Source organism: Marinomonas sp. KMM3893 (assembly GCF_004352855.1).
Lineage (GTDB): Bacteria > Pseudomonadota > Gammaproteobacteria > Pseudomonadales > Marinomonadaceae > Marinomonas > Marinomonas arenicola.
Map to the genome: position 1 here is coordinate 466,636 of NZ_SJSC01000001.1, position 16,402 is coordinate 483,037.

The 16,402-nt window shown below is 46.3% G+C and carries 15 protein-coding genes; 5 read left to right on the plus strand and 10 right to left on the minus strand.

Annotated features, from left to right (window positions below; all coding sequences use genetic code 11):
- Positions 1–16: 16 nt before the first annotated feature.
- The 9 genes from bamA to rpsB form a co-directional block, all read right to left on the minus strand.
- A complete protein-coding gene (gene bamA / locus E0D71_RS02125) occupies positions 17–2,335 on the minus strand; it encodes an outer membrane protein assembly factor BamA (protein ID WP_133001643.1) in 2,319 nt (772 codons plus the stop codon).
- Positions 2,336–2,345: 10 nt separating this feature from the next.
- Positions 2,346–3,692: an RIP metalloprotease RseP gene (gene rseP, locus E0D71_RS02130; protein ID WP_133001644.1), complete on the minus strand. Its 1,347-nt coding sequence runs from the start codon at positions 3,690–3,692 to the stop codon at positions 2,346–2,348.
- A complete protein-coding gene (gene ispC, locus E0D71_RS02135) occupies positions 3,689–4,864 on the minus strand; it encodes a 1-deoxy-D-xylulose-5-phosphate reductoisomerase (RefSeq protein WP_133002102.1) in 1,176 nt (391 codons plus the stop codon). Before ispC ends, rseP begins: the two co-directional genes overlap by 4 nt.
- Positions 4,864–5,667 (minus strand): phosphatidate cytidylyltransferase, encoded by an 804-nt coding sequence (locus tag E0D71_RS02140; protein ID WP_133001645.1) that lies wholly within the window; start codon positions 5,665–5,667, stop codon positions 4,864–4,866. The genes ispC and E0D71_RS02140 overlap by 1 nt, the downstream gene beginning before the upstream one ends.
- Before the next feature lie 3 nt (positions 5,668–5,670).
- On the minus strand, positions 5,671–6,402 hold the full coding sequence (locus tag E0D71_RS02145) for an isoprenyl transferase (RefSeq protein ID WP_133001646.1): 732 nt from the start codon (positions 6,400–6,402) through the stop codon (positions 5,671–5,673).
- Between the two features lie 49 nt (positions 6,403–6,451).
- The gene (frr, locus tag E0D71_RS02150) at positions 6,452–7,009 is read right to left on the minus strand and encodes a ribosome recycling factor (protein ID WP_133001647.1); all 558 of its coding nucleotides are present in this window, start codon (positions 7,007–7,009) and stop codon (positions 6,452–6,454) included.
- A gap of 7 nt (positions 7,010–7,016) precedes the next feature.
- Positions 7,017–7,739, minus strand: a complete 723-nt coding sequence (pyrH, locus tag E0D71_RS02155; RefSeq protein ID WP_133001648.1) for a UMP kinase — start codon at positions 7,737–7,739, stop codon at positions 7,017–7,019.
- A gap of 128 nt (positions 7,740–7,867) precedes the next feature.
- Positions 7,868–8,728, minus strand: a complete 861-nt coding sequence (gene tsf / locus E0D71_RS02160) for a translation elongation factor Ts (RefSeq protein WP_133001649.1) — start codon at positions 8,726–8,728, stop codon at positions 7,868–7,870.
- 85 nt (positions 8,729–8,813) lie between these two features.
- Complete coding sequence (gene rpsB / locus E0D71_RS02165) at positions 8,814–9,548, minus strand: 30S ribosomal protein S2 (protein ID WP_133001650.1); 735 nt, start codon at positions 9,546–9,548, stop codon at positions 8,814–8,816.
- 323 nt (positions 9,549–9,871) lie between these two features.
- On the opposite strand from rpsB, the gene map reads away from it, so the two are divergent.
- The 5 genes from map to E0D71_RS02190 all read left to right on the plus strand — a co-directional run bounded on the left by map (position 9,872) and on the right by E0D71_RS02190 (position 16,172).
- Positions 9,872–10,729, plus strand: coding sequence for a type I methionyl aminopeptidase (map, locus tag E0D71_RS02170; RefSeq protein ID WP_133001651.1), 858 nt, complete (start codon positions 9,872–9,874; stop codon positions 10,727–10,729).
- Positions 10,730–10,798: 69 nt separating this feature from the next.
- Complete coding sequence (glnD, locus tag E0D71_RS02175; RefSeq protein ID WP_133001652.1) at positions 10,799–13,492, plus strand: [protein-PII] uridylyltransferase; 2,694 nt, start codon at positions 10,799–10,801, stop codon at positions 13,490–13,492.
- 7 nt (positions 13,493–13,499) lie between these two features.
- Complete coding sequence (gene dapC / locus E0D71_RS02180; protein ID WP_133001653.1) at positions 13,500–14,702, plus strand: succinyldiaminopimelate transaminase; 1,203 nt, start codon at positions 13,500–13,502, stop codon at positions 14,700–14,702.
- Between the two features lie 28 nt (positions 14,703–14,730).
- The gene (gene dapD, locus E0D71_RS02185; RefSeq protein WP_133001654.1) at positions 14,731–15,768 is read left to right on the plus strand and encodes a 2,3,4,5-tetrahydropyridine-2,6-dicarboxylate N-succinyltransferase; all 1,038 of its coding nucleotides are present in this window, start codon (positions 14,731–14,733) and stop codon (positions 15,766–15,768) included.
- Positions 15,769–15,824: 56 nt separating this feature from the next.
- Positions 15,825–16,172 (plus strand): ArsC family reductase, encoded by a 348-nt coding sequence (locus tag E0D71_RS02190; RefSeq protein ID WP_133001655.1) that lies wholly within the window; start codon positions 15,825–15,827, stop codon positions 16,170–16,172.
- Here E0D71_RS02190 and E0D71_RS02195 read toward each other — a convergent pair.
- Positions 16,165–16,365: a hypothetical protein gene (locus E0D71_RS02195; protein WP_133001656.1), complete on the minus strand. Its 201-nt coding sequence runs from the start codon at positions 16,363–16,365 to the stop codon at positions 16,165–16,167. The two genes, E0D71_RS02190 and E0D71_RS02195, sit on opposite strands and share 8 nt — an antisense overlap.
- Between the last annotated feature and the right edge of the window lie 37 nt (positions 16,366–16,402).

Genomic DNA, 16,402 nt, shown 5'->3' on the forward strand with positions numbered 1-16,402 from the left:
GCGTTCTTATTTAACGTTAAAAAGTCGTTCCTAACTGAAACTGGAATACATCTGTGTCATCGCCACTTTGTGCATTCAAGGCTTTCGCCAAGTTAAATGATAACGGCGCAATCGGAGTAATCCACGTCCAACTAAAACCAATGCTGTAACGCAGATCCGCAAGATCCACACCTTCCGTACAGTTGGTGCTGACCGAGTAACAAGAGTCAGTAAATACGTTACCTGCATCCAAGAAGATAGAGGTTCGTACCGATTTATGATCCTCCACCATAGGCATTGGGAAAATAATCTCTGCCGTACCTGTCATTAGGATATTACCGCCCATAGCATCACTGTCATTATCACTATCAGAGTCATAGGAGTTTTTCGGCCCTAATGATGAAGAGCTGTAACCACGTACTGATCCAGTACCACCGGCATAATAGTTTTCATAAAATGGCAAATATTCCGTGCTGCCATAACCATTACCGTAACCTGCACGACCTTTCACATGGAATAACCAAAGGTTAGAGTTTTGGATGTTCCAATATTTTTGCGACGTCAAACCGACTTTGAAATATTGCTGATCACTGCCAGGCGTAGACACTTGCAGGCTTGCACTGGTTGAATAACCATTAGTCGGCAGCACACCACCAATCAAATCGCTATCACTCCATGAGATAGAAGCAATCAAATCGGTAAAGCTATCGCCATTCGTATCAACAAAGTCACTTGTTTCAAGCGATGGATCATCACTTAAATTAATGGATGTCTGCTGCACTGTCGCGCCAAAAGTAATGCGCTGCGTATCGGATATCGGGTAACCATAGGTAAGGCCAGCACCGATTTTATCCAGTTGGTAATCCTCGATATCATCGTCGTCGTAATCACTACTTTGATAATAGACTTTCGCCCCACGACTCACGCCATCCACCGTAAAGTACGGATCGGTATAACTAATGGTGTAATCGGTATAACTGCTGGCGCGGGTAGCGTTAAAGGCCAGCTTATTCCCCGTTCCCATAAAGTTGGACTTAGAAATACCAAAACCTAGAATCAAACCATCGGAATCGGAGAAGCCAATACTCGCCTGAATACTGCCTGACGCCTGCTCTTCAACCGACACATCCAAATCCACTTGGTCGGTTGTGCCAGGGACACGACGTGTTTTCAAATCGACTTTACTAAAGAAACCCAAACGCTCAAGACGACGTTTAGAGGCTTGGATTTTAGAGTGCGTTGCCAGTGCGCCTTCAAATTGTGTCATTTCACGACGCAACACTTCGTCTTGCGTTTCGCTGTTACCGCTAAAAACAATGCGACGTACGTAGACTTTTGGCCCTGGGGTAATTTGATAGGTTAAATTAACCGTATGGTTTTTTAATTTTTCAGGAATCAAATTAACGTTGGTGAACAGGTAACCATGGTCACCCAATTCCGCTGAAATATTATCGATAATGGTCGTTACTTGGCTACGAGAAAAAACATCGCCTTTTTTCTGATCGATTTTTTTCCACACCAAATCTTCTGAAATAGGCAGACTACCACTGAGCGACACATTATTGATGGTATAAGGCTTGCCTTCATCCACATTAACCACGACATAGACATCGCGTTTGTCGGGCGACAAGCTCACCTGGCTCGACTCAATATTGAAATCTAAATAGCCGTGATCAAGATAAAAGCTTTTTAAGGTATCAAGATCGCCTTGTAATTTGGCCTTGCTGTACTCATCTGCTGAGCTGAAGGGGTTCCAAGAAGCGCCTTCCTCTCCTGACTGAAAGTCTTTGGTTAACTCTTCATCACTGAACGCATGGTTGCCTACGATATTAATGTGAACAATTTTGGCCGTTTTGCCTTCATCTATCTTAATCGCAACACGAACTCGATTACGCGGCATGTCTTTTATGGAGACATCCACAGTGGCGCCGTAACGCCCTAACGCATAATACTGACGCTGTAGCTCTTGTTGGATTTTATTCAGTGTTTCAGGTTTGTAGATTTCACCAACTTCCAAACCAGACAGCTTTAAGCCACGCTTAAGGTCTTCTGTTTTGATCAAATCATTGCCATCTATGGTCAAATCCCCAATAGACGGTCTTTCATCCACCTTAAACGTTAAAACATCTTTCTCTTCATAGACATCAACATTGCTAAAATACCCAGTTCCAAACAACGCAGTAATCGCCTGATACACTTTATCAGAGTTGTAAGGCTGCCCTTGCTCAAAACCAATCACATCAAACGCTCTTGATGATGGCATTTGTACTAAACCATCAATCCGCACATCTTCTATATTTTTAGCGACACTTTGCACGCTTATCAAAGCCAGCAGTACTGCTGAAACGACCTTCATATATACCTCACTACAAACGGGCAATATCGTTAAAAATGGCTATGGCCATTAAGGTAAACAATAATGAAGCGCCCACCCGATAAGCCATACTCTGGATTTTTTCAGAGACTGGCTTACGACGAATCGCCTCGACGCCAAAAAACATTAAATGACCGCCATCCAACATAGGAATAGGCAACAAATTCAACACACCTAAACTGACACTAAGGTAGGCCATAAATTTTAGAAATGATTGCAACCCGGAATCTGCTGATGCACTAGCAACCTTGGCAATCGTAATAGGACCTGACAAATTATCGATAGAGATCAGGCCTTGCAACATTTTTCCGATAGAGGAAACGGTTAACGCCGTCATCTTCCAAGTTTGCTGTGCGCCGTAGTTCAGCGACGCCAATAAACCAAAGTGACGCTCTCGGAACACACTCTCATCCAATTTAGGTGGCACAACGGCCAACCCAGCGTAACCGACAATATCACTACCGCGCTCTATTGATCCCGGCACTATCGTTAACACAGTAGGCTCACCCGATCTCATGACCACAACAGAGACTCGACTTCCAGGGTGGTTTTGAATAAAAGTAACAAACTGCGCCCAATCGTCTATGGACTGTCCATTGGCTTTTATGACTTTATCACCAACCTTAAAGCCCGCCGTTTCCGCCGCACCCTTCTCGACCACTTGAGCAATCACAGGCGTCACTTTTGGTTGCCAAGGTCTCACCCCAAACTCTTGAATCAAATTGTTGGGATTTTGCCCTTTCAACCAACGATCCAACGTCACTGAATCGGTTTCTTTTTCTTTACTTAATTCTTCCTGATAGCGAACGGTAATGGTTCCGCTAGTTCCAATCAAGTCTGCTAACACTAAATTTACATCTTCCCACGAACTAACGGCCGAGCCATTGATGGATAAAAGCTCATCCCCAGGCCGGATATTGGTCTCGGCCAATGGTGTATTTGGCGTAATATGACCCACTTTTGGCGCCAATGTTTGCAGTCCCATCGAGGCCACAAGCGCATAAATAATCACCGCCAATATAAAATTGGCAATCGGCCCCGCCGCAACAATAGCAATACGCTGCCACACTGTTTTGTTATTAAATGCTTGCGATTTAAATGCTTCAGGTACATTTCCCTCACGCTCATCCAACATGCGGACGTAGCCGCCCAAAGGAATCATAGCCAGAGTAAACTCGGTGCCTGTTTTGCCAACATAACGATAAATGGGTTTGCCAAAGCCGACCGAAAAACGCAACACTTTCACACCGCATTTACGCGCGACATAAAAATGGCCAAACTCATGAAAAGTAATCAACACACCCAGCGCTACAACAATGGAAAGAATATCCTGAATCACACCCAATCCTTCTTATTAATAATGTTTGTGGTCACTTGTCGCGCCATACGATCCGCCTCAAACACCACATCAAGCGAGGTCACTGGGCAACTCTCCAGCTGATTTAATACCGCGCCATTAATCGTTGCGATATCAAGGAATCCAATTTTTCTTTCAAGAAAGGCGGCCACCGCGACTTCGTTTGCGGCATTGAGCGTCGCCATGGCTGTCCCGCCTGCGTACCAAGCGTCTGCAGCCAGTTTAAGGTTGGGGAAACGCGCTAAATCTGGGGCTTCAAAATTCAATGCGGCAATGGACACTAAATCCAGCGGAGGCACCGAGGTTTCGATTCTATTTGGCCAGGTCATGCCATACGCAATAGGGATTTTCATATCAGGATTGCCCATCTGCGCAATCACACTACCGTCCAAATAGGACACCATAGAGTGAACAATACTTTCGGGGTGAACCACCACATCAACATCCGCAGGCGTTACACCAAACAACCAGCACGCCTCAATCAGCTCTAGCCCCTTGTTCATCAAAGAAGCTGAGTCAATGGATATCTTCTGCCCCATCGACCAATTTGGGTGCTTACACGCCTGCTCAGGCGTCACCTTGCGCATCTCATCCAAAGACCAAGAACGAAACGGCCCACCAGACGCGGTTAACAACAATTTGCTGACGTGTTTTTTATGAGCCCCTTGGGCATGCTGAGGAAGGCTTTGAAAGATGGCATTATGTTCGCTATCTATCGGCAGTAGCAGCACATCGTGGCGCGTAACTTCATCCATAAATAACTGACCCGCGGTGACTAAAGACTCTTTATTAGCCAGCAAGATACGTTTCTTGGCGCGAATGCCCGATAAGGTCGGCTTCAGCCCAGCAAACCCCATAATTGCCGCCATTACTTGGTCTACTTGCGCATCGGCGGCAATGTCCTCTAAGGCCTCATCACCCCATTCAAAAGAAATAGGCAAATCAGGACACAAGGCAGCAAGTTCATCACGTGCTGACAAAGAGCCCATAACCACACGACTGGGTTGAAAGCGGCGGCAGATATCCGCCATTTTCGCCACACTTGAGTGCGCCGACGCACAAACCAATTTAAATTTCTCAGGGTGCTGTTCAATAATATCCAGCGTACTTTGCCCTATCGAACCGGTCGCACCAAGTAGACAAATGCCTTGCATCATAACCACCCAAACACACTAAGCAGAAGAACAAACACTGGCGCGGCGGCCGTCAAGCTATCAACACGATCCATCACCCCACCATGCCCAGGAATTAAACGACTGGAATCTTTTAGCGACTCATGACGTTTAAACAAACTCTCTGTCAGGTCGCCCAACACAGACACAGCCACAGTCAACAAGCCGATTGCCGCTAACACAAGCCACTGCACCAAAGAGAAATGCACCATGTAAGAAAACACCACAAGGCCAATCTGAGTAAAGACCAAGCCACCAATCACACCTTCCCAAGATTTGCCTGGGCTAACGTGTGGAGCAAGCTTGTTTTTACCAAACGCTTTGCCAGAAAAATAAGCGCCAGAGTCCGCCCCCCAGATAAGCCCCATCAACAAGAGCACCCAAACAACAAAGTTATTGGATTGTTTTAAAACCACTAAGGAAGCCCAAGTCGTGATGAGAATAAGCAGACCAAATAGCAAACGACCTGATTGGTAACGCCATCCTTTCATAGACGGATAACTTACCACCCAATATAAGGCCATCAACCATAAAACAGGAGCGGCGTACAAGATGTGTTGCTGAAAACCTTGTTGGTATGTCAAAAAGCACAACGCCCCCACCAACAACGCAAAAGCGACACGAGAAAGTGCCGCTTTAACACCTGATAATCTAGCCCACTCCCAGCCAGCCAGCAGCACAACACCACCCATAGCCAACATAAAACCTGTTTTTTCTAAAACAAAAACAGCACAAACAAACAAAACGACCATCACGATGGCACTGAGAATACGAGGGAGTAACATGAATTATCGACCACCATAGCGACGTTGGCGTTTTTGATAAAGCTGAATGGCTTCATCAAAATGCAATTGATCAAAATCCGGCCATAACACCGAAAGGAAGACAAACTCAGAATACGCGGTTTGCCATAATAAAAAATTACTTATACGTTCTTCCCCTGAAGTACGAATCAATAAATCAGGAGGAGGAAGATCGGCCAACTGCATATGTTGAGCCAGCATCTCTTCATCAACATCATCCGCTGAAATTTTGCCCTCTGCGACCTGACAAGCCACTTTTTTAGCCGCCTGTGCAATGTCCCAGCGACCGCCATAATTGGCCGCCACAACAAGAACCATTCCTGTATTTTTAGAGGTTAGTGCCTCTGTCTCTTTTATCTGTCGTTGGAGTTTATCGCTAAACGCAGACAAATCTCCGACAATTCGCAGGCAAATCTGATGTTCATTTAGACGCTTCACCTCTTTTTTAAGAGAGCGCATAAACAAGCCCATCAAAGCATCCACTTCTGCTTGTGGGCGCTTCCAATTTTCACTCGAAAAAGCAAACAAGGTAAGCACTTGAATACCCGCTTTCGCCGCCATTTCTACCGCTCGACGAACCGCAGAAGCTCCGGCGGTATGCCCTGCTATACTAGGCAGGAATCTTTTTTTCGCCCATCTGTTATTGCCATCCATAATAATGGCAATATGGCGAGGGATGGCATCAGAACACGTCCCTGATCCTGTCAATTTCGACATATATCTACCTTAGCCAATAAAAAGGGTGAGCTAGGCCCACCCTTTTTATTTAGATTTCCATCAAGTCTTTTTCTTTCGCAGCAAGACGCTCTTCAACCAAAGCAACGTATTTATCTGTGATTTTTTGCACTTGATCCTGACCACGGCGATCGTCGTCTTCAGATATCTCTTTTTCTTTAACCAAATCTTTCAAACTGCCATTAGCATCACGGCGAATATTACGGATCGCGATACGACCGTTTTCCGCTTCTGATTTCGCTTGTTTGAAGTAATTACGGCGCGTTTCTTCTGTCAAAGCAGGCATAGGAATACGAATCAAGCTGCCATTCGTCGCAGGGTTCAAACCCAAATCGGATTTCATAATGGCTTTTTCGATCTCAGGAACCAAGTTACTTTCCCAAGGAGACACGCCCAAAGTACGCGCGTCTTCAACCGTTATATTTGCCACCTGGCTTAACGGCGTTTCAGAACCGTAATAGTTCACTTTAACGGAATCTAGAATGCTCGGGTGTGCACGCCCGGTACGAATTTTTTTGAATGCAGATTCAACGGAAGAAACCGCTTTACTCATGCGTTCTTCAGCGTCTTTAAGAATTTCGTTGATCATAATTTCCTCACTTAATCAGTGTGCCTTCGTCACCACCTACCATGATATTAATCAAAGCACCTGGTTTATTCATATTGAATACACGAATTGGCATAGCGTGATCACGGGTTAAACAAATCGCTGTTAAGTCCATGACCCCTAATTGTTTTTCCAAAACTTCATCATAGCCTAATGTATCATACTTGACGGCAGATGGATCTTTCATTGGGTCGGCTGAGTACACGCCATCCACTTTAGTCGCCTTCAATACAACGTCTGCATCAATCTCAATACCGCGCAAACAAGCAGCAGAGTCAGTTGTAAAGAAAGGGTTACCAGTACCAGCAGAGAAAATCATCACATCGCCTTCTTTAAGCAAACGCATTGCTCGACGACGGTCATAAGGCTCTACAATCCCAGTCATGGTAATAGCAGACATTACTCGGGTACGTATATTGGCACGTTCTAACGCATCGCGCATCGCCAATGCATTCATTACCGTCGCTAACATCCCCATGTGGTCGCCAGTAACGCGATCCATGCCCGCTTTACTTAGCGCTTGACCGCGAAATAGATTACCACCACCAATCACAATACCCACTTCAACACCGATGCCACGTAGCTGACCGATCTCAAGCGCAATTCGGTTCAATACTTTTGGGTCAATACCAAATGATTCATCACCCATCAGGGCCTCACCACTTAGCTTAAGCAAAATTCTTTTGTAGTTTGGGCTCTTTTCTTTTGGCATCTCAATCTCCGACTAGGGTTGTGTCTAAGGCAACAGATGGGTCTATTGGAACGACCGTTTCTATAATCTATCTTTCATAAAAAGGGGCAGTAAAACTGCCCCTTTTTTTGAAGACATCACAGCAAGGATTAACCTTTAAGCTGTGCCGCTACTTCTGCAGCGAAATCTACTTCAGCAACTTCAATGCCTTCACCTACTTCTAGACGAATGAATGAAGATACTTTTGCGCCAGCGTCTTTTACAAGTTGACCCACTTTAACTTCTGGGTTCTTAACAAAAGGCTGTTCAACAAGGCTGTTTTCAGCCAAGAATTTTTTCATACGACCAACAATCATTTTATCAACGATTTCAGCAGGCTTGCCTGCCATGTCTGGTTGCGCACGAATAATTTCTTCTTCTTTCGCCAACACGTCAGCAGGCATATCATCGCCTTGCACTACGCGAGGAGAAACAGCAGCAACGTGCATAGAAACATCTTTAGCCAATTCAGCGTCGCCGCCTTCAAGCTGAGTCAATACAGCGATTTGACCGTTACCGTGAAGGTAACCACCAACTAGACCACCTTCAATGATAACAGCACGACGAGGCGTGATGTTTTCACCGATTTTTTGAACTAGCGCTTCACGAGCTTGACCAATTTCACCAGCAAGCAATACAGCCATGTCAGTTTCTTTTGTTGCAAAAACAACATCAGCAACTTTGTTTGAGAAAGCAATAAAACCTTCGTCGCGTGAAGCGAAGTCAGTTTCAGAGTTAATCTCAACCAATACACCGTAAGACGCATCGTCAGCAACACGCATAACGATAGTGCCTTCAGCAGCAGTACGACCTGCTTTTTTAGCCGCTTTCATGCCGCTAGATTTACGTAGCTCTTCAATTGCTACTTCGATGTCAGCGTTTGCTGCTGCTAGTGCTTTTTTGCACTCCATCATACCCAAGCCAGTGCGATCGCGTAGCTCTTTTACCAATGCTGCAGATACTGCGGCCATGTCTATATCCTCTCAATACAATTCAAATTTAAAAAAGGGGGCGAGATGCCCCCCTTTAGAAACCAGAACAAACTAAATAGTTTGCTTACGCTTCTGTAGCTTCGCTTACTTCAACAAACTCATCTGCAGAACCAGCAGTCGCAGAACGACCTTCTAGAACCGCATCAGCGAATGCAGAAACGTACAATTGAACCGCACGAATCGCATCGTCGTTTGCAGGAATAACGTAATCGATGCCATCAGGATCGCTGTTTGTATCAACAATACCGATAACTGGGATACCAAGCTTGTTCGCTTCTTTAATAGCGATACGCTCGTGGTCAACGTCAACAACAAACAGAACGTCTGGAAGACCGCCCATGTCTTTGATACCACCCATAGAAAGCTCAAGTTTTTCAAGCTCACGAGTACGCATCAATGCTTCTTTTTTAGTTAGCTTTTCAAACGTGCCGTCAGAAAGCTGAGTTTCAAGTTCACGAAGACGCTTGATAGAAGTACGGATCGTTTTGTAGTTAGTCAACATACCACCTAACCAACGGTGGTTTACGTATGGCATACCAGAACGAGCAGCTTGTTCTTTGATCGTTTTAGATGCAGCACGTTTAGTACCAACAAACAAAACCTTGTTTTTGTTCTCAGCCATTTTCTTAACAAGCTCTAGAGCTTCGTTAAGAGCAGGAACAGTGTGCTCAAGGTTAATGATATGGATCTTGTTACGAGCACCAAAAATGAAAGGCTTCATTTTTGGGTTCCAGTAACGAGTTTGGTGACCAAAGTGTGAACCAACCTGTAATAGGTCGCGCATAGAAACTGTAGGCATTTTACTATCCTTTAATTTGGGTTATTTAAGCTTACCAACCAAGCGCGTCAGCCAGACAAGGTTTAAAGCAACCATTGGCACCCCAGACACACCCACTTAACGTGGTAAGATCGTTAGTTTAATATTGGTTTTGCTTGCGTTTGAGCCAAAGGCACAACAAGCCGGCGATTTATACCATATTTTAGAATAAACCAAAAGACCTAGGTGGCGTTTTTGCCGACAGAGTCTCCACGCTTTTTTCACTGCTAAAGGGGCGATTCTCCTTTACAAGTCATGTAGAATAGCGACAAATTTAATACATCAAATATTGAAAGACATTTATTATGAGCAACGACATTTTAAGAAAAGTAGAAGCACTAACAAAAAATGGTCGCAGCGACGTCCCAACATGGACACCGAGAACCGCGGCCACACGTTTCACTGACATCAGTGACATTGAAGGTATGCGAACGGCAGGGAAACTGGCCGCAGACGTACTAATAATGCTTGAAGAATTTGTTGTACCTGGCGTCTCTACTGAGCAACTCGACATCATTGCTCACAACTACATTGTTGACGTTCAAGGCGCGATCCCAGCACCACTGAATTACCACGGCTTCCCTAAATCTTGCTGCACCTCAGTCAACGATGTTATTTGTCACGGCATTCCGAACGACAAAGCACTTAAAAAAGGCGACGCGGTAAACATCGACATCACCATCATTAAAGATGGCTACTATGGCGACACCAGCCGTATGTTTTTTGCCGGTGAGGCAGCACCACACATTGAGCGCCTTTGCAAAGTCACTCAAGAAAGCCTCTACCTTGCTATCGACATGGTGAAACCCGGCACTCGCCTTGGCGACATAGGTGCCGCTATTGCTTCCTACGCTCACAAACACCATTACTCTGTTGTTGAAGAGTATTGCGGACATGGCGTTGGCACCACTTTCCACGGCGAACCTCAAGTAGCGCATTACGGCACCCCAGGAACTGGAGTCATCCTAGAAGAAGGCATGACCTTTACCATAGAGCCAATGATCAATGCTGGCAAAAAACAGGTCAAGCACACAGGCCCTGATAACTGGATCGCCAAAACCAAAGATGGCCGCCCTTCTGCTCAGTACGAACACACCCTACTGGTCACAGCGACCGGAGTGGAAGTACTGACAAAACGCCCAGAAGAAACGCGCTTCTTTTAAAGAAGCGCCGCGCGCAAACCACCCAATACCGTTAAGCTATTTTCTTGACCCACGTTTCGAGGCTTTTGTATGGATTTTCCTGCTTTTCCAGATGCTCCGCCGTTATTAACACAAGATGAAAAACACGAGTTGGCACAGCCATCTTGTTCAATACAGCGCTACAAAGCCATTTTGGAAGAGAAAACGGCAGCCTATGACAACCTTTTTCACTCTCTGTACCCGATAGAGAAACTCGTTAAAGGGTTGTCTTCAGTCTATGACGAAGCCTTACAATCTGCTTGGATTGCCAAGGGCTTAGACCAAGAAGAGTCCGTAAGCTTAGTGGCCGTTGGTGGTTTTGGGCGCAGCGAGTTGCACCCAAAATCCGACATAGACCTACTTATTCTGGTCAAAGACGACGCCACCCCACAGAAAGATAAAATCGAAGCCTTTATCACTCTTTTGTGGGATATCAATATCGACGTGGGACACAGCGTTCGCACCATCAGCGAATGCATAGAGATGGCCGCACAAGACATTACCGTCATCACCAACCTAATCGAATCCAGAACCCTGTATGGCTCTGAAGACCTGCTCGCCAACCTAAAGCTGAATACCGACACCACTCACATGTGGGATGGCCACACCTTTTACAAAGCCAAATTGGAAGAGCAAAAACGCCGTCACGCAAAATACCAGAACACCGCCTACAACTTAGAACCCAATCTAAAAGAATGCCCTGGCGGATTGCGCGACATGCAGGTGATTGACTGGGTCGCAAAGCGCCACCTGCACACCCACAGACTAAGCGCCTTAATCGACAAATCCTTTTTATCCGAAGACGAATACATCCAACTAAAAGGCGCAGTGGGAAACCTTTGGCGCATTCGCTGGGCCTTGCACATGATTTCAGGGCGCAAAGAGGATCGACTGCTTTTCGATCACCAGCGCACCTTGACCAAGGTATTTGGCTTTGACGACGATGATTTAAAGCGAAACGTCGAACGCTTTATGCAAGGCTATTACCAAAGCGTGGCCGCCATTCAGCAATTGAACGACCTTCTTCTGCAACACTTTGAGGAATCGTTTTTACTGGCCGACGCTAACGACTCAATCGAAATACTGAACGAGCGCTTCCAATCCTGTAATGGCCAGCTAGAAGCAAGATCCCCTACCTTGTTTCAAGACAACCCCTCTGCCATGCTGGAGCTTTACGTCCTGCGCGGCAACAATGAAAACATCAAAGGCATCCGCGCCAACACCATGCGCCAACTGCGCGACAGCCTAGATTTGGTAGACGACGCCTTTCGTAACGACAGCAAAAACACCGACTTATTTTTAGACATCATCGCCAGTCGATATCGCCTCACCAGCATACTGCGATCGATGAAACACATAGGTTTATTAGGGCGATATTTACCTGAATTCGGCGCCATCATTGGCCAGATGCAACACGATCTCTTTCACATCTACACAGTAGATGCCCACACACTGCATTTAGTCGAAAACCTTCGCCGCCTCTGGTTGCCAGAATTCAAACAGAAATTCCCTATTTCAGCACAAGCCATTCGCCACCTACCCAAGGTGGAATTACTCTATATCGCCGGCCTTTATCATGACATAGCAAAAGGTCGTGGCGGCGATCACTCCGAGCTTGGCTGCGTCGACGCTCAGGCATTTTGCGAACGCCACGGGCTTTCGAAGAGAGACACCGCACTGATTGTCTGGCTAGTCAGAAACCACCTTTTCATGTCTGTTACGGCACAGCGAAAAGACATTTCAGACCCAGAAGTGATTTGGGAATTTGCCAGCTACGTCAAAGATCAGGAGCATCTAGATTACCTGTTTATCCTGACCGTCGCCGACATCAATGCCACCAACCCCACCATGTGGAACAGCTGGCGCGCCTCGCTCATGAGACAGCTTTACCTAGAAACAAAACGCGCATTACGCCGCGGACTAGACTACCCGATCGACGCCGACATGCAGAGCGATGAGCACAAACAGCGCGCTCTTGAAGTCCTCATCGAGCGCAATGTCGATTTTACCGATGCGGAAGAAGTCTGGTCTAAGATCGAAGAAGAGTACTTTATTCGCTCCAATGGCGATGAAATTGCGTGGAACACCGAAGCCATTCTACGCCATCGCCCAAGCATCAAGCCTCTTGTGGCGATCAGCCCACTTGGAGGACGCAATTTCTCTGGTGCTAGCAAGGTATTCATTTACACCCCGAACAGTCGTCACTTATTTGCTGTGACAGCGGCCATCTTCGAACAGCTAGGCTTAACCATTCTCGACGCCAAAATCAGCAACACCACAGACAACTACACACTCGACACCTTCGTTGTCATGGACGTCAATGAAAACGAAACCAGCCTGCACCTCGACCAAGAAAGAATTTCAGTGATACGTGAGACCTTGACGGAGCAACTCAACAACCCGTCTTTATACGAGAGCCTAGTGCAACGCTACACGCCACGTATTCTAAAAATATTTAACTCACCCGCTACCGCGCATTTTGTCAGCCAACCTGAAGAAGTTTGGTCTGCTCTTGAGGTAACGGCACCAGATCGCCCAGGACTCTTAGCACTGATCGGGCAGTTCTTCGTGAACAATAAAATCATGCTACACAAAGCCAAAGTCGCCACGTTAGGTGAGCGCGTAGAAGACACCTTTTACATTACAGAAGAAGATGGTGAGCTCATTACCGACATAGATCGAATGCGCTCTATTTGCGATCTTTTAAAAGAAAAAATTGACCGCTTTTCACAAGCCATGGATTAACCACCCTATGAACCCCTTTATAGATTCCTTGCACCCGTATCCTTTCCAAAAGCTCTCCGAGTTATTAGAAGGACACACACCTAATCCAGACAAACCTCTGATCCGCCTTACGATTGGGGAGCCGCAACACGACTCTCCACAGATCGTACTGGACACATTGGCCAACTCGCTTAATGGTGTGAATAAATACCCAAGCACCAAAGGGGAGCTGGCGTTACGCAGCGCCATTTCAAAATGGACAAAAACGCGCTTTCATCTGGACTCGCTTGATCCAGAAAGCCAAATTCTACCGGTTACAGGCACTCGTGAAGCCCTGTTTGCTATCACACAGACATTGGTCGGCGAAAAAAGCAATCCGCTCGTAGTAAGCCCCAATCCGTTTTATCAAATCTACGAAGGGGCCGGCATACTGGCTGGTGCAGAATTGCATTTCTTACCTTGTGGACCTGACACTGCCTATAAAATCGACTACCAAAGTGTCAGTGATGAGATCTGGGCACGCTGCGAACTGCTCTTTGTTTGCTCCCCTAATAACCCAAGTGGCAGCATCACCACCTTAGAGGATTACGCCTACCTTATCGCAAAAGCCAAAGCGTTTAATTTCACGATAGTGGCAGATGAATGCTACTCAGAAATCTATTTTGACGATAAAGCACCATTAGGATTACTAGAAGCCTGCCAACAACTGGGCAACACCTCCTACGAACATTGCCTGATTTTTCAATCCTTATCGAAGCGCTCTAATTTACCCGGCCTGCGCTCAGGCTTTGTCGCTGGCGACGCCAACCTACTTAAGCCTTTTTTGCTGTACAGAACTTACCAAGGCTGTGCGATGCCTATTCATCACCAAGAAGCGTCTATTACCGCTTGGAACGATGAACAACATGTCGCTCAAAATCGCGAGATCTACACTCGAAAATTCAACAGTGTGCTCGATATATTAAGCCGAGTAATGAAGGTCAGCAAACCTGAAGCTGGCTTCTATCTATGGCCAGAATTGGACATGGATGATGAAGCTTTTTGTATTGCTCTGTACGAGCAAGCCTCCGTACTGGTCCTACCAGGCAGCTACCTTGGCCGCGAAGTCGATGGCAAAAATCCTGGCAGCAAACACGTACGTATGGCACTCGTTGCAGAAGAATCACAGTGTGTTGAAGCCGCTAAACGCATCCGCGACTTTTTAACAACCAACAAATTAACGAACAAGTAACCCCCTTAAAAACTCACTGGAGAACATAATGAGTGATCAAATTTTCGCATTCGGCCTTGGCATCGGCACCCAAAACAACGAAGGCAACTGGCTAGAAGTTTTCTACTCTGCGCCAAGCATCAATGTTGAACAAAGCACACTTGATGCGCTACTAGAAAGCACCAACTACGAAGGCGGCAACAGCACGCTAGTATTAGAAGAAGGCGACCTTAACCGTCTTCACATGAGCCTACTGAAGGCTGGCAACATAGAACAAGCCGAATTGGCCTCTCGCCTAAAGGCGTCAACACAACCTGTTGTGCTGTGTGTTCTTGCTACCAATGAAGCCCCAACTAACCCAGCCGAAGCTTACCTTAAGCTGCAACTGATCTCCCACCGCCTAGCACAGCCTCATTCCGTTGTGTTAGATGGCATGTTCGGCCTGCTAATCAATACGGCATGGACAAGCGAAGGCCCTATCGATGTACGCGAACTGGCGGACCGTCAGCTAAGCGCCCGCATGCAAGGTCGCACCATCGAAGTATTCAGCGTGGACAAGTTCCCTAAAATGCTGAACTTTGTTGTTCCTACAGGCATCCGTGTTGGCGATGGCGCTCGCATCCGTCTAGGCGCACACCTAGGCGAAGGCACGACTGTTATGCACGAAGGCTTTGTCAACTTCAATGCTGGCACTTTAGGCTCAAGCATGGTTGAAGGCCGCATCTCAGCAGGCGTTGTGGTTGGCAATGGTTCTGATCTTGGTGGTGGCTGTTCTACAATGGGCACACTTTCTGGTGGTGGCAACATCGTCATTGGTGTTGGTGAGAAATGTCTAATCGGCGCCAATGCTGGTATCGGTATCGGCCTTGGTGATCGCTGCACAGTAGAGTCTGGCCTGTACATCACAGCAGGCTCTAAAGTGGCTGTACTCGATGAAAACAACCAAGTTGTTTCAACCGTAAAAGCCCGTGAATTGTCTGGCCAATCAGACCTTCTGTTCCGCCGTAACTCTGAAACAGGCGCCATTGAATGCAAAACCAATAAAACGGCCATTGCATTGAACGAAGCGCTACACGCTCACAACTAGTCAAACAAAGAAGCCATACTGCAGACATTTGCAGTATGGCTTTATTGGAGAAATACATGATTAGCATTTATGGCATTAAAAACTGCGACACCATGAAAAAGGCATTTCGCTGGCTAGACGAGCACAATGTCGAGTATCAATTTTTCGACTACAAAAAAGTCGGCGTAGACGCCGAGTTAGCCACCCAATGGCTGGCCCAGCAAGACTGGCAGACGCTCATTAACAAACGCGGCACCACATGGCGAAAATTGGACGACAACACCAAAGACACCATGAACAACAGCAACGCGCTTGCCGTTATGATGGCACAACCTTCTATTATTAAACGCCCTCTAATCATCAAAGATGATGCTATTATTCTAGGCTTTAACGCAGAAGACTATGAGCGCCAATTTCTCAGTTAACTGGCGAAGGGTATACTCGTGGCACTTCTTTTGTTTGCTTTTTAACAACCGGTGTCACACTGGGCTTATAGCCTGAATTTGTTGCATCGGATTGTATGATAGGCACAAAATAGCTCTCCTGAGCAACCGGTGGCTCTAATAGACTACAGGCACTCAGCATTAATCCCAAAACAACAACGATACTTAACTTCATAACACACCTTTATCAAACATCCTGAATCTAGACAGGA

Coding starts and splice junctions, on each gene's coding strand:
- bamA (WP_133001643.1), bottom strand. CDS start 2,335: ATGAAGGTCGTTTCAGCAGTACTGCTGGCTTTGATAAGCGTGCAAAGT.
- ispC (WP_133002102.1), bottom strand. CDS start 4,864: ATGCAAGGCATTTGTCTACTTGGTGCGACCGGTTCGATAGGGCAAAGT.
- E0D71_RS02140 (WP_133001645.1), bottom strand. CDS start 5,667: ATGTTACTCCCTCGTATTCTCAGTGCCATCGTGATGGTCGTTTTGTTT.
- E0D71_RS02145 (WP_133001646.1), bottom strand. CDS start 6,402: ATGTCGAAATTGACAGGATCAGGGACGTGTTCTGATGCCATCCCTCGC.
- frr (WP_133001647.1), bottom strand. CDS start 7,009: ATGATCAACGAAATTCTTAAAGACGCTGAAGAACGCATGAGTAAAGCG.
- pyrH (WP_133001648.1), bottom strand. CDS start 7,739: ATGCCAAAAGAAAAGAGCCCAAACTACAAAAGAATTTTGCTTAAGCTA.
- tsf (WP_133001649.1), bottom strand. CDS start 8,728: ATGGCCGCAGTATCTGCAGCATTGGTAAAAGAGCTACGCGATCGCACT.
- rpsB (WP_133001650.1), bottom strand. CDS start 9,548: ATGCCTACAGTTTCTATGCGCGACCTATTACAGGTTGGTTCACACTTT.
- map (WP_133001651.1), top strand. CDS start 9,872: ATGAGCAACGACATTTTAAGAAAAGTAGAAGCACTAACAAAAAATGGT.
- glnD (WP_133001652.1), top strand. CDS start 10,799: ATGGATTTTCCTGCTTTTCCAGATGCTCCGCCGTTATTAACACAAGAT.
- dapC (WP_133001653.1), top strand. CDS start 13,500: ATGAACCCCTTTATAGATTCCTTGCACCCGTATCCTTTCCAAAAGCTC.
- dapD (WP_133001654.1), top strand. CDS start 14,731: ATGAGTGATCAAATTTTCGCATTCGGCCTTGGCATCGGCACCCAAAAC.
- E0D71_RS02190 (WP_133001655.1), top strand. CDS start 15,825: ATGATTAGCATTTATGGCATTAAAAACTGCGACACCATGAAAAAGGCA.
- E0D71_RS02195 (WP_133001656.1), bottom strand. CDS start 16,365: ATGAAGTTAAGTATCGTTGTTGTTTTGGGATTAATGCTGAGTGCCTGT.